Below are 12,380 nucleotides of genomic sequence, written 5' to 3'. Positions count from 1 at the left end.
TTATCAAGAAAGGATCTTCAATATGACAAATATAAATATCCCTGTATCTGTATTAAATCTTGCCCCTATTCGACAAGGTGAGGGTGCGAAGGAAGCAATCGATGCGATGGTTGAACTTGCTCGAGCAACCGAGCAAATGGGTTATAGACGTTACTGGATTGCAGAGCATCATAACACACCAACTCTTGTGAGTTCAGCGACATCCATTTTAATTAAACATACGTTAGAACATACAAATACAATTCGAGTTGGTTCTGGTGGTGTGATGCTCCCAAATCATTCACCTCTAGTCGTTGCCGAGCAGTTCGGTACGATGGCGACAATTTATCCGGGAAGGTTAGATTTAGGTCTAGGGAGAGCACCTGGGACAGATATGATGACTGCGAGTGCGCTGAGACGTTCCAAGAACGATTCTGTTTTTACATTCCCAGAGGATGTTAATGCCTTGTTAACTTATTTTGGTCCAGCAGAGAAACAGGATTATGTAAAAGCATATCCAGGTGTAGGTACAAACATTCCGATCTACATTTTAGGATCTTCTACAGATTCTGCATACTTAGCTGCGAAGCTTGGGTTACCATATGTGTTTGCATCCCATTTTGCCCCTAGATATATGGAAGAGGCTATTTCAATCTACAGAAATCGATTTGAGCCATCTGAATACCTAGATTCGCCGTTTATGATGGTATGCTTGAATGTGATTGCTGCGGAAACGGATGAGGAAGCTAAATTGGAGCAAACAACGATGCAACAGTTTTTCTTAAATGTTGTGCGCGGGACACAAAAGCCTTTAAGCCCTCCAGTTGAGAACATGGAGCAGCTCTGGAGTCCGCCGGAAAAACAAATGGCTACACAGATGTCTAGTGTGACCTTGTTAGGAAGTAAAAACAGCGTGAAAGAGCAGTTAATTAAATTCCAGGAGAAGTACAATGTGGATGAGCTTATGGCAGTTTCTTATATATTTGATCCGGAGAAACAAAAGCGCTCCTATGAAATCTTAAAAGAGATTGTGGACGGAAAGTAAAAAGAAGGTCTAGGATTATGCGTATCCTAGACCTTTTTTCTATTTTAAAGTATATAAATTGTTTGATTCGATTTTCTTCGCAATTACATTTGATAAACTATTTGCACCTTCTGCATCAAGTCCGACTTCCCAAAGCATCATACCACCGAGACCATTTTGAAGTGCTAAATCAACCTTCTTTTGCACAGTATTTGTCCCGTTATAATGATAGATAGTACCGTTTAATGCAACCGTATCACTGCCGGCATTTGCAGGATTTGCATTGATAATTGCGCTGTAAGAGACCTGTTTAATATTTGGATCCTCAGGTTGTCCATAAGAAGGGATCCCTAATACAAGCTTTTCTCTTGATAAATGATTGGCTTCAAATAAATTTGTCCAATACTTTACGATTTGTTCGTTGAATTTATATGGAGATAGATTTGCTGCGTTGTATTCTCCGTCCCACTGTCCATCATAAGCCATGATGTTCACATGATCTACGTTCATGAACATAGACGTTTCGTATATCACATTATTAATCTCTGTTCCTGCAACACTATGAACCTTGGCATTCACAGCGATTGATAATTCCTTATTTTTGAGGACACCTCGTAGTTCTTTAACGAAAGCGGCTAGGTATTGCGCGTCCTCTTTTGAGCGCGGGTGTTCAAAATCAATGTCGATGCCATCAAGTTTTTCTTTTTGTACAATTCGTTCGATCTCTTGAACAAGTTTTTGACGAGTATTTGGCGAGGAGATTGCCTCTTTAAAATAAGAATAAGACTCTCCACCTTGTATATGGTACCAGCCACCAATGGCTAGCATTACTTTTGTATTAGCAGCATGAGCTTTTGCAGTAATCGTTCGTAAATTGCTAATAGGTTGATCTCCATTGAATAAAAGCTGACCATCCTTGGTTGGATGAGCGAATGAAAAAATGACATGGGTTAATTGATCATACGGAATTTTATTTGGATCGCGATAATCCTGCACATAACCGATAAGAACTTTTTCTTCGGTGACTTTTGGGACTACTTTTTGTTTTGTTTCTTTATTTGATTGGGGTAGTTTCCCGATTTTTACTTTTTCTGATTCATGGGTAGGAAATATAGTTCCCGCAAAAAAACCTCCGATGAAGGTAATGATGATTACCAAGGAAAGGAGGAGTATTCGTTTTTTCATAGCTATTCCTCCAACATAGTTTTTCGACCTTCAAAATTGTAACAGAGATTTGAGCCGAAAAGAGGAGGTAATATTTGTATTCATAATAACCAAGGCAAATTTACTAAAATACTTTCTTTGGATTATATCCATTTCGTATAAATAACCGTAATGCAGTTAAGCAATAATAAAGCCATGAGGTGATGGATATTGAATTCGATGGATTTCGATCGATTTGAATTATTAGAAATCAATGGAGAAACGAAAATTGTCCTCTATATCGAGCAACCAAGTGGAACGTATGACACAGAATTTGCATCAGAAATAGGCTTTTTTAAAAAAGATGGCAGTCAAAAAATGCGAGAGAACGCTATTTCATTTGTTAAAAAGCATATGCCGAAATTAAGAGTGGCGACAATTGTTGTGGTGGCAGGTGCAACGCTTCTTGCTAGCTTTCCAATGAAACAAGCATCTGCGCATGAAGTAGATTTTAATATGTCATATCTCTATTTTGGCAATACCCAATCTTATATCTCCCAAGTGGATAAAACTCAAGGAAACTTGAGTCTCGTTTCCCCAAGTTACTTTGATATAAATGCTGATGGTTCTCTAAAGGTAACTTCACAATTCGATCCGAATTTTGTTACAGAAATGCATAAGAGAGGAATAAAGGTAGTTCCATTTTTAAGTAACCATTGGGACCGTACAATTGGACGTTCAGCACTTGCCAATCGCGAACAATTAGCGACCCAAATTGCTGAGTTTATTATCAAGAATAATCTGGATGGTGTTCAAGTAGATATTGAAAACGTGACGGAAGTAGATCGGGAAAATTACACCGATTTAGTTCGATTACTTAGAGAAAAAATCCCTGAGGGGAAAGAAGTTTCGGTGGCTGTTGCGGCTAATCCCAACGGATGGACAAAGGGCTGGCATGGTTCTTATGATTATAAAGAATTAGCTAAGTACTCTAATTACCTCATGGTAATGGCTTATGATGAAAGCTATGAAGGCAGTCCTGAAGGTCCAGTCGCAAGCTACGGTTGGGTTGAACGATCTATTCAATATACCCTTAATCAAGGAGTACCAGCAGATAAAGTTGTTCTTGGGGTTCCTTTTTACGGGCGGTATTGGAAGGAAGGTGAGGCTGTCGGTGGTACAGGTATTTCTAATGTACGGGTGGATGAGCTATTAAAGAAATACGGTGGCACAGTAACCTTTGATGAAAAGACGAAGTATGCGAAAGCAACGATTACGATCGATCCTGGGGATCCAACGACTACAATTGCTGGAAAAACCTTAACAGCGGGAACTTACCATATCTGGTATGAAAATGCTAATTCCATACAAGCAAAATTCGAACTTATCCATAAGTACAATATTAAAGGAACTGGAAGCTGGAGTTTGGGCCAAGAAAATGCATCTATTTGGCAATCGTATAAGACATGGATGGCTGATGACCAAATCCAGGTGACTCCAACAAATCCTACCCAACCAAAAGAGCAGGTTGGAACTGTATCACCTACGACTTCAACTTATACAGTAAAGACTGGAGATTCTTTGTGGAAAATTGCTACTGACCACAAGTTGAGTGTAACGCAATTAAAAGAATTAAATAATTTGAATTCAGATATGATCTATGTTGGACAAGAATTAAATGTGGGTGTTTCTACACTTCCAGTTACACAGCAACCGGTTGTGAATAATCCGTCAGCCAGTACGCCTGGTGCCATATCAGCCCCAGCACAGGAAGCTGTTGCGCCGACACCAAAGCAGACAACACCAGTGGTCAAGGCGCCGACACCAGCGCCAGTGATAAAAGCACCAACTCCGGCACCGGCGTCTAAGGCAGTAACGACTGTTAAAAAATATCCAACCCTTAGAGCAGGTACTAAAGGAACTGCTGTTACTGACATGCAAAGTAAACTTAAAACTGCCGGCATTTATAAAGGGAAAATTAATGGCACTTATGATACAACTACTAAAAATGCGGTCATAGCCTTTCAAAAGAAATATAAACTAAAAGCGGATGGAATAGCAGGTCCAGCTACTTTAGGAAAACTTGATTCAGTAATTACGCCTGTTAAGACTACTACCGCTACCGCAAAAACAACTGTAGCAGCGGTAAAGAAATATCCGACTTTAAAAGTAGGTTCGAAAGGAACTGCAGTAACTGATATGCAGAACAAACTGAAGAAAGCGGGAATCTATAAAGGAAAAATTAATGGAACTTACGATACGACAACGAAAAATGCTGTGGTTGCCTTTCAGAAAAAGTACAAATTAGTAGCTGATGGGATAGCAGGTCAAGCAACCTTAAGTAAATTATACACAGTCGTGAAATAAGAAGGAGTGAAGAATATGAGAAAAATGCAATTTATGAGTGTTTTAAGTTTGATTTTTTTATTGATCGGGCATTCTGTATTAGCTGCAGAAACAAAAAAAGTTGAGTTCTTTGGTGTAGGTGCCACTGTCACTGAATTGGCCAATCAGGAGTTTAAGGTAGAGACGAAAGGGGAGAAAGAAGGAGAAGGATTTGTCCATACACCGAGTGCACCTACCTCTACTACTGTAAAGTACAAAGTTACATTAAAAGGGACAGGGAACGTTTATCTAAAAATAGAAGAGACGGATGCAAGAGGGACCTTTTTGAACGAAGTGAAGTCTGAAGAAATTCAATTGACAGATGAGTGGAAAGAGTATGAGCTGGATGCCAAGATAGCCTCTACACAATCGCAATTGGATGTATTTGTCTTAACTAGTACAAAACAAGCAATGGAGTTCCTTTTTAAAAATGCAGAAGTGCTGAATGAATGATTTCTATTTAGACAACATGTATACTTAGAATATACACATTACAAACCTTCCCTGCATACGGAAGGTTTTGTGATTTCTAAGGGGTGAAAGAGATGACGAAGGTTGGATTGGTGATGAGAAAAACCCAGTTTGCTGAAGCACAAGGTCCACGGATTTTCGCTGAACGCCTAAAACAAATTGGAACGGAGTTAGGAATTGAAATTGTTTTTATCTCACCAGAAAGACATGTGAGTGGCTATGACTGGGTTCCAGGGTATGAATTTGAAAAAGCCGATCTAGTGAACTATGATATCGTGTTGGATCAAATCTATTCACAAAATATTGAACATGTCATTTACACCGTTGCTGGTTTTACATATTTAAAAATGTTTTTGAAAAATAGTGTGCTGTTTCCACACAGCTTTCCTGACCCAGCTTTAACTGGTTATGAGATGATGAAGCCTTTTTATCAAATCGTTGATAAAGCAATCGTTCAAACGGAGTTTTTAAGAAAGGAACTAGTTCGGAATTTTGGTGTAGGGGATGTAACCGTCATTCCGATTGGATTTAATGAGGAATTATCTCGTAAATATTATGATCCAAGTCTTGTAGTAGAGAATCGGATTTTGTGGATCGGTCGAGATGAGGTAAATAGACGACCAGACCTGGTTATTGAGTATGCTCGGCAGAATCCCGATAAAGAGGTGTACATGGTATTCGGTGGGGAGCGGTATCGGGAAAGTACGAAAAAGTATGATATTCCGAGCAATGTGAAGCTCCAGTTTGCATTAAGCCAGGATGAGATATTTAGCTTAATGAATTCAGCCAAGGTGTATTGGAATAGCTCGAGCTTTGATACGTTTTCCATGCCGTTAACGGAAGCACTGGCAATGGGGAAAATGATTGTTAAGCCCGAACATCCTTGTTATGGCCACATTAATTCACGACATTCATTCTCTGGGAATGAAAAGAACTGGTTTGAATTAGTGAATATGGCTGCAGCTATCCCAATCAAAGCTTCAAAAGAGAATCGCGATTATGCGTTTGAGGCTTTTTCGAGTACGGTCATGAAGGAAGGGTATCGGAAGTTTTTTGCAGAGTGGTTAAAAGGGTGAAATTGGAGAGGTCCTATGACTTCTCTTTTTTGATGCAATTTACCTATAGATCTAGTTACCGAGAAATAGAGATAATAAAGTATAATGATAGACTGAGGGGGGATGAGGTTGGAAGCAAGCTGGTATATGATCACAATATTTTCCGTACTATTGATAGGAATTGCCTTTAGTATCGGATTGTACATATGGAGTCGAGAGTTTTATTTAAAGCATCGTGTAGCCATCCGGAAAATATATTATGGCGTAGTCGTCGCTACATCGTTTTTCTTATGGGCATTCAACGTATTCCCGGACGTAGGAGCAAAGCTAGAGTATTTGATTGCTCTTGTCATTAGCGTGGTTATCATTGATTTATTTGTTTTTCAGACACCAGATATTACGAAATTCTTCTCAAACGAGTTAAAGCAAGAGAGTTTAGTTGAAAGCATCAATAAAAACCGCGGAACGTTTATTGAATTGAGTGAAAAACTTATTAAAGTAAACGAACTAATGCCGAAAAGCGATCAAAAATGGCACTTGGATGAATTTGAATTCACTCCAGAAAAATATGAAGAATTCGTTCTCTCTTATTTAAGGAATTTCACTTCCTCTTTTCAACTTGATGTCTATTCCTATTTGGTAGAGTCTTCAGCTGACGAAGTAGTCTTTCATAATAATATCGTGTCTGCATATGAGGAGATTCTCAAAGACCATAATTTTGGTCTAAGAGAAGTAGGAATGAGAAAAAATCAGGTTATTAAGACGCTTTTAGAAGGGGAAAATATCGAAATTCTTGAAAAAGATTGTTCTTCTGTGTTATTCCCATACTTCGGTGAGTATTATAACCTGCTCTTCGTTGTTAGTTCGCGGAAGGGTAGTGAAGTAACGGGAGCGGATGCTTCTCTCATGCTAAACATGTTATATACGTTTGATATGTGGTTGTTGTCAAATGAGGATGAATTTTTGTCTGATGATGAATGGGATGGCTATGAGGAGCAAGAAGATAACATAGAAGATAGAAATGAAGAATAGGATATGTTATGATGAGATTAAGAAAAAAGTAGAGGAGAGTGGAAGTAATGCCAGTTCAAACGTCATCAAAAGATGCAGGAAGAAAACAATCAAAGAGCACTTCCCGACACGGTAGTGTGCCTCCTAGAAACCCAAACAAACGACCAACGACTATTAATATGAATCGTTCAATTGGACGAATGAAAGCCAATGACAGGGATGCTATTAGACGAGCGCAATAAGAGAAAGGGAAGGTAATTCGAAATTACCCTCTCTTTTTTTATGTTATTTTTTCAATTGTTCGCATAAGCTATAACAAGATAGTGAAAGGTTGTGTACATAATGATGAAGACGAAGAAAAAAACAGGTCCTCCAAGAAATCCAAATAAACGTCTTTGTGTAGCACGTAATATTACATTCACGGTCCAAAAGGAAAATGATTATTGGCTGCGATTACTATCGAAGCGAGTATAGTATGGGTGAATTTGAACTTTGGCAACTTCTCTAAACTTGAAGAACCAAAAGATTAATTGAATACGGGGTTACTATGTAATGGTGTTCCTACTGAAAACGCTCTTCAAGTCGAAGAGCGTTTTCACATTTAAAATATTCATAATTGGCTTAAATATAGTACCCTTACGAGTGTAACTTTATATGATATTAAAAAGGAGTTCGACGACCAAAGTGGATATTCTCTCTCTTTATTTGCTTGTCGGAGTATTGATAAGTACTTCCATTTATGTGGTGGCAGATCTTCGACGTTGGTATTTTGTTTCAGCATTATGTATTGCCTGGTTACCTCTAATATTCATTGGTATGATTATCACTTTATTTATGGATATAGAAGAAACCGCCAATAAGCTAAACAGATAAAAGCACAAATCCAAGAAATGAATCCAAATACCGTAACAATTGTTGTCTCGGACCACCCATACTTTATGCCAAAGTGAAAATGAATAGGTGTCATTCTGAAAATACGCTTATGAGTCAGTTTAAATGACAGAACTTGTAATATAACCGATAGTTCTTCAGCAAAATAGATAAAGAACAAAATGGGAATTAAAATTTCCACATTCTCAATAACAGCAAGAAATGAAAGCGATCCCCCGATAGCTAATGAACCCGTATCCCCCATAAAAGCTTTGGCAGGATATATATTATAAATGAGAAAGCCGAGTAAACAGCCAATCATAATTAGACAAAAAAGTTGGACCTCTGTTCTATCTGAAATCATAAAAAAGAAAAAGTAGGTAGGGATTGCAACAACTCCTAAAAGTCCGTCTAAACCATCTGTGAAATTTATGGCATTTGCAGAACCTACGACAAATAAGGTGATGACAATGAAATATAACACCGTTGGAAGGTCAAAGGAAATATTTTTATAAATATTAATGCTGGTGTCCACGCCCATTTCGTTGATTGCGTAATAAAGTAAGCCACCAGTAAAAATAAATTGAAAAATAAGTTTGGTCTTACCCGATACACCTAATGGATCTTGACGAGAAGCTTTCCAAAAATCATCTAAAAACCCAACAAAACTAAAAAGAATGTATGTAATAGACAAGAAGTACATGAATGGTGTAGGTGAACAAAGAATGGATATTAAAATTCCTACAAAAAGGATAATTCCAAACATTAACGGAGTTCCTTTTTTTAACTGATGACCGGAAGGAAGTTCTTTTCTTATCGGCTGAAGGAGCTTAAGTTTTCTTAATAGAGCAATTAATAGTGGAGATAAAATTGCCACAACTACAAAAGCAATTAATGCTGGGATGATTTGATCACGCACTTAATATTCTCCTTTTCTCTTTTCTATCTATATTTAATTCTATAAAACCCATTCTATTCCTTTATTCAGTTCAATCCCGTATTTTAATATGTATAAAAATCAGCTTAAATTAATACCAACTTTTTTCTAGCTAATTTTAGGAAAAGGTAGCTATTCTTAAGGAATAAGGCGTTTTTTTGATATATCCTTAATGGATTTTGTTAAGGTATATAAGGATTGCGAATATTTCCTCCAAAACTAACTTGCTATTCTTCAAAAAGGAGAATAGCTTCTGCTTATTGTAAGGGCTCATTAGTTGAAGAGTGATAATTGACTAAATTAAAGGAACTTTTTGAAAAAATAATTTTATTTGGATGAAAAATGGTATAATCTGTTTTAACGGAAAAGGAGGGGTTGTTCAATGAAAATAACAACGAGACTTAATGGGGTTATATTAAAAGGGTGAGCGTTTCATTTCACCGATAAACTACGTGAACCCTATCGATAGATTTTTCAGGTAATCCGAAAGATGCCACCCTTTTTTTCAAGAATCAGATAGTCTTATTTACCACATTATATACTGATTGTCGGGGATTACATTCAAGTAACGAAGATAATTGAAGAAGAGATTAGTAATGTGGATATTTGTAATTTTAGGGGGATTTTCCGTGGAAAATAACAAACTATGGTATGAAATACTAGAAAGTGTGAAGTCAGAGATTAGCCCCAAAGCGTATAATACTTGGTTTAAAAACACAAGCCTAGAAATAAAAGAAAATAACAGCTTAGTCATTTATGCAGCAAATGAATTTGCTTCAGATTGGGTCCGGAAAAATTATTTTACTTTAATTTAAACTACTGTTAAAAAGATACTAGAAATAGAAGTTGAAGTAACTATTACTTCAAAAAATACCGAAGAAGATTAAAACATAATTCTTCCTTACATAACTTTTGAATTAAATTAGCGATGCTTTCTTAACGGGAGTGTCGCTTTTGCTTATCCTGTGAACATGGCCATCGAAAAAATGGAATATATGTGAACCAGATTGGCGGGAGGGTGTAACTAGTCGTAAAGGAAGACTGGCTATCGAATGACTGAGAGGGCGCATAGTTAAGATGTATATAGTAAAGGTGGAGTAGTAATTAGATGATTCCGTTAGTATATGACCAAATTAATCATTGGGGCGTAGATGATGAATTCTTTTTGGCCCTATTAAAAAAAGTAAATGCAAAAAAAATAGCTGATTTGGGCTGTGGAACAGGAAGATTGACATCTCATTTTGCGAAAGCGGGGTATCAGATTACAGCTGTTGACCCGAATGAAGAAGCAATTGAATATGCGAAACATAAAAAGTATCCAGGCGAGGTGACTTGGATTGTTGGTTATAGCTCAAATTTACAAACAAATGCTTTTGATACAGTTATCATGACAGCAAATGTTGCTCAAGTATTTCTTACAGATCAAGGGTGGCAACACGTCATTACAGATGCATATCAAGCATTAAAACCTGGAGGACATCTTATCTTTGATACACGTAACCCACTAGCAAGAGCGTGGGAACAGTGGGAAAAGGATATGACACCAGATGTTGCCATAAATCAGGAGACTGGTGATCCACTTGAAATTTGGACAGAATACGAGGGGTTTGTAGAAGATGTTTTTACGTTCTATGAAACTGTGAAAAATGCACGTACAGATGAAGTACTGATTCATGAAAAAATGCAATTAAAATTTCGAACACGAGAAGAAATCTATAAATCCTTGAAACAAGTAGGATTTTCACAAATTCAAGTATATGGTGATTGGGAGTTTAAGCAAGCAACAGTAGAATCCAAATCTTTTATTTTTCATAGCGTAAAATAAAAATACAGGGTAATTAGTGATTTTTTTATTTCTTGATTACGTAAGATTTCTACAGCAAAAGGTGCGAGTATTTCATAAGCTTCGCTCCTCTTTTTCAACTATCGTTAATCCAAGAAGGGATAACACTCTTTTTATGGAATTATTAAATGAATGGAGCAGAATAGTATTGGAGATGAAATTGAATTTACAGCTTATAGCCGCACATAAATTAACAAATGAGGATCAAAAAGATGGGAAAAATTAATGAAATCATTTATATTTTAATAAATAAAGGTTTGATAATAAATGAGGGTATGGAATTGAAAGGACTAAAAAGTGGTACAACTAATGGTGTTTTATATAATATCCTTTTTAATAATATACCAACTTATGTGATAAAAATAGACAACCCTATGAGTATAGCTGCGACTCAGGAATTTCTTATGGCTTATCATGATGTAAAGTTGTTACCAGATGTTCTTTATACAGACTATGATAAAGAATTTATAGTCTACTCTCATATTTCTGGAGAGACACACTATAATCGAGGTTCGAAAAGAGAATGGATGGCAATTATAATAAAAGAGCTTTTCAATAAATACAAAAAAGTGGATAAAGACACACCTTGGGGTAGACTCAATAGAGTCCAAAGAAATTCTTGGTCAGATTTTAACCAAAGTAGTTTGCAGTCTGCCCAAAAGAATATAGGAGATTCCCTTCCAAGTGAAGACCATAAAAGAGTAGAGATTTTGGTAAATAATTTGAAAAGATATCATAATCAAGAAGAAAAGTATTATTTACACGGAGATACTGGTGTACATAATTTTGTATACATGGAAAACCAATTAAAAGGAGTTATTGACCCATCACCATTAATCGGACCAAAAATTTACGATTTTACTTATGCATTTTGTTCTTCGCCTGATAGTCTAAATTTAAGCACGCTTTTTTCATCTTTTTCATTGTGGAACAGCCAAGCTTCTTTTACAGAGGAACGACTTTTGGATGAAGTTCTTTTTCAGTTGTATACACGTATTGCGGTATGTATTAAAGTTCATCCGATCGACTTAAGTGGTTATATGGGGGCCTGGAATGAATGGAGGAAATATCTACCTTCTAACTAAACTTTTCGACTAGGGATCTAGTAAAAAAATATCAAAAGGTGATCTATTCATGAGTATACAAGTCAAACTAAAAGATATTATTGAGGAAATGGGAATACAGTTTGAAGATTCACGTTCTTTACTAAATATTAAAACGGGTGAAATAGTGATAATCACCTCGGAGGATTTGAGAGCTGCTGAAGACGAACAACCATTTGATCATTTACCGGAATGGGAAGCTGAAAATAGAATGTTGGCAATTGACGTGGTGGAAAACTTTGAAAATTATATAGAACTTCCTACTAAGTATGATGTTAATGAATATGAGATAATGGAAAACTTTTGCTTAACAGTGAGTGATCAAAGAAAGCAAGATTCTTTATCTACGGTAATTAAGGGAAAGGGTGCCTTTAGGAGATTTAAGGACAAAATTATTGATTATGGATTAGAAGACCTATGGTATTCATACCGAGACGAATGTTTTAAACAAATTGCGATTGAATGGTGCCGGGAAAATAAAATAGAGTTTATTGAATAAAACGATTGACTGAAATAAAAGGTAATCATCTTTTCTAATTGGAGTAAAGCCGCAGGATAG

At 36.6% G+C, this 12,380-nt stretch carries 13 protein-coding genes; 11 read left to right on the top strand and 2 right to left on the bottom strand.

The window, feature by feature from the left end; all coding sequences use genetic code 11:
* Positions 1 to 22 precede the first annotated feature (22 nt).
* Complete coding sequence (locus tag FA727_RS07015; protein ID WP_136830195.1) at positions 23 to 1,024, top strand: LLM class flavin-dependent oxidoreductase; 1,002 nt, start codon at positions 23 to 25, stop codon at positions 1,022 to 1,024.
* Positions 1,025 to 1,063: 39 nt separating this feature from the next.
* On the opposite strand, the gene FA727_RS07010 is transcribed toward FA727_RS07015, so the two are convergent.
* Complete coding sequence (locus FA727_RS07010; protein WP_136830194.1) at positions 1,064 to 2,188, bottom strand: glycoside hydrolase family 18 protein; 1,125 nt, start codon at positions 2,186 to 2,188, stop codon at positions 1,064 to 1,066.
* 198 nt (positions 2,189 to 2,386) lie between these two features.
* On the opposite strand from FA727_RS07010, the gene FA727_RS24905 reads away from it, so the two are divergent.
* The 6 genes from FA727_RS24905 (at position 2,387) to FA727_RS24900 (ending at position 7,542) form a co-directional block, all read left to right on the top strand.
* A complete protein-coding gene (locus tag FA727_RS24905) occupies positions 2,387 to 4,513 on the top strand; it encodes a glycosyl hydrolase family 18 protein (protein ID WP_194138524.1) in 2,127 nt (708 codons plus the stop codon).
* 15 nt (positions 4,514 to 4,528) lie between these two features.
* On the top strand, positions 4,529 to 4,984 hold the full coding sequence (locus FA727_RS07000; RefSeq protein ID WP_136830192.1) for a hypothetical protein: 456 nt from the start codon (positions 4,529 to 4,531) through the stop codon (positions 4,982 to 4,984).
* Between the two features lie 92 nt (positions 4,985 to 5,076).
* Positions 5,077 to 6,078 (top strand): glycosyltransferase, encoded by a 1,002-nt coding sequence (locus FA727_RS06995; protein WP_136830191.1) that lies wholly within the window; start codon positions 5,077 to 5,079, stop codon positions 6,076 to 6,078.
* A gap of 108 nt (positions 6,079 to 6,186) precedes the next feature.
* The gene (locus tag FA727_RS06990) at positions 6,187 to 7,089 is read left to right on the top strand and encodes a type II toxin-antitoxin system SpoIISA family toxin (RefSeq protein WP_158318812.1); all 903 of its coding nucleotides are present in this window, start codon (positions 6,187 to 6,189) and stop codon (positions 7,087 to 7,089) included.
* A gap of 47 nt (positions 7,090 to 7,136) precedes the next feature.
* Positions 7,137 to 7,310, top strand: a complete 174-nt coding sequence (locus FA727_RS24005) for a hypothetical protein (RefSeq protein ID WP_158318811.1) — start codon at positions 7,137 to 7,139, stop codon at positions 7,308 to 7,310.
* Between the two features lie 103 nt (positions 7,311 to 7,413).
* Positions 7,414 to 7,542 carry a hypothetical protein gene (locus FA727_RS24900; RefSeq protein WP_281280859.1) on the top strand — a complete coding sequence of 43 codons (129 nt, stop codon included), beginning with the start codon at positions 7,414 to 7,416 and terminating at the stop codon, positions 7,540 to 7,542.
* A 358-nt stretch (positions 7,543 to 7,900) separates the two neighbouring features.
* Here FA727_RS24900 and mraY read toward each other — a convergent pair whose 3' ends face one another.
* On the bottom strand, positions 7,901 to 8,857 hold the full coding sequence (mraY, locus tag FA727_RS06985; RefSeq protein WP_136830189.1) for a phospho-N-acetylmuramoyl-pentapeptide-transferase: 957 nt from the start codon (positions 8,855 to 8,857) through the stop codon (positions 7,901 to 7,903).
* Positions 8,858 to 9,504: 647 nt separating this feature from the next.
* Here mraY and FA727_RS06980 point away from each other — a divergent pair.
* From FA727_RS06980 to FA727_RS06965, 4 genes are all read left to right on the top strand, one after another.
* Entirely contained in the window at positions 9,505 to 9,690 is a 186-nt protein-coding gene (locus FA727_RS06980; RefSeq protein WP_158318810.1) for a DnaA N-terminal domain-containing protein, read from the top strand.
* 293 nt (positions 9,691 to 9,983) lie between these two features.
* Positions 9,984 to 10,700: a class I SAM-dependent methyltransferase gene (locus tag FA727_RS06975; RefSeq protein WP_136830187.1), complete on the top strand. Its 717-nt coding sequence runs from the start codon at positions 9,984 to 9,986 to the stop codon at positions 10,698 to 10,700.
* Positions 10,701 to 10,930: 230 nt separating this feature from the next.
* Positions 10,931 to 11,803, top strand: coding sequence for a hypothetical protein (locus FA727_RS06970; protein WP_136830186.1), 873 nt, complete (start codon positions 10,931 to 10,933; stop codon positions 11,801 to 11,803).
* Positions 11,804 to 11,852: 49 nt separating this feature from the next.
* Positions 11,853 to 12,320 carry a UPF0158 family protein gene (locus FA727_RS06965; protein WP_136830185.1) on the top strand — a complete coding sequence of 156 codons (468 nt, stop codon included), beginning with the start codon at positions 11,853 to 11,855 and terminating at the stop codon, positions 12,318 to 12,320.
* Positions 12,321 to 12,380: the final 60 nt, after the last annotated feature.

The sequence above is a fragment of the Robertmurraya kyonggiensis genome (assembly GCF_005116465.1).
GTDB classification, from domain to species: Bacteria; Bacillota; Bacilli; order Bacillales; family Cytobacillaceae; genus Robertmurraya; species Robertmurraya kyonggiensis.
This window is presented reverse-complemented; position numbering and strand designations above follow the sequence as displayed.

Excerpts from the sequence above, each read along its gene's own strand:
- FA727_RS07015 (WP_136830195.1), top strand. The coding sequence starts at position 23 with ATGACAAATATAAATATCCCTGTATCTGTATTAAATCTTGCCCCTATT.
- FA727_RS07010 (WP_136830194.1), bottom strand. The coding sequence starts at position 2,188 with ATGAAAAAACGAATACTCCTCCTTTCCTTGGTAATCATCATTACCTTC.
- FA727_RS24905 (WP_194138524.1), top strand. The coding sequence starts at position 2,387 with ATGGATTTCGATCGATTTGAATTATTAGAAATCAATGGAGAAACGAAA.
- FA727_RS07000 (WP_136830192.1), top strand. The coding sequence starts at position 4,529 with ATGAGAAAAATGCAATTTATGAGTGTTTTAAGTTTGATTTTTTTATTG.
- FA727_RS06995 (WP_136830191.1), top strand. The coding sequence starts at position 5,077 with ATGACGAAGGTTGGATTGGTGATGAGAAAAACCCAGTTTGCTGAAGCA.
- FA727_RS24005 (WP_158318811.1), top strand. The coding sequence starts at position 7,137 with ATGCCAGTTCAAACGTCATCAAAAGATGCAGGAAGAAAACAATCAAAG.
- FA727_RS24900 (WP_281280859.1), top strand. The coding sequence starts at position 7,414 with ATGAAGACGAAGAAAAAAACAGGTCCTCCAAGAAATCCAAATAAACGT.
- FA727_RS06975 (WP_136830187.1), top strand. The coding sequence starts at position 9,984 with ATGATTCCGTTAGTATATGACCAAATTAATCATTGGGGCGTAGATGAT.
- FA727_RS06970 (WP_136830186.1), top strand. The coding sequence starts at position 10,931 with ATGGGAAAAATTAATGAAATCATTTATATTTTAATAAATAAAGGTTTG.
- FA727_RS06965 (WP_136830185.1), top strand. The coding sequence starts at position 11,853 with ATGAGTATACAAGTCAAACTAAAAGATATTATTGAGGAAATGGGAATA.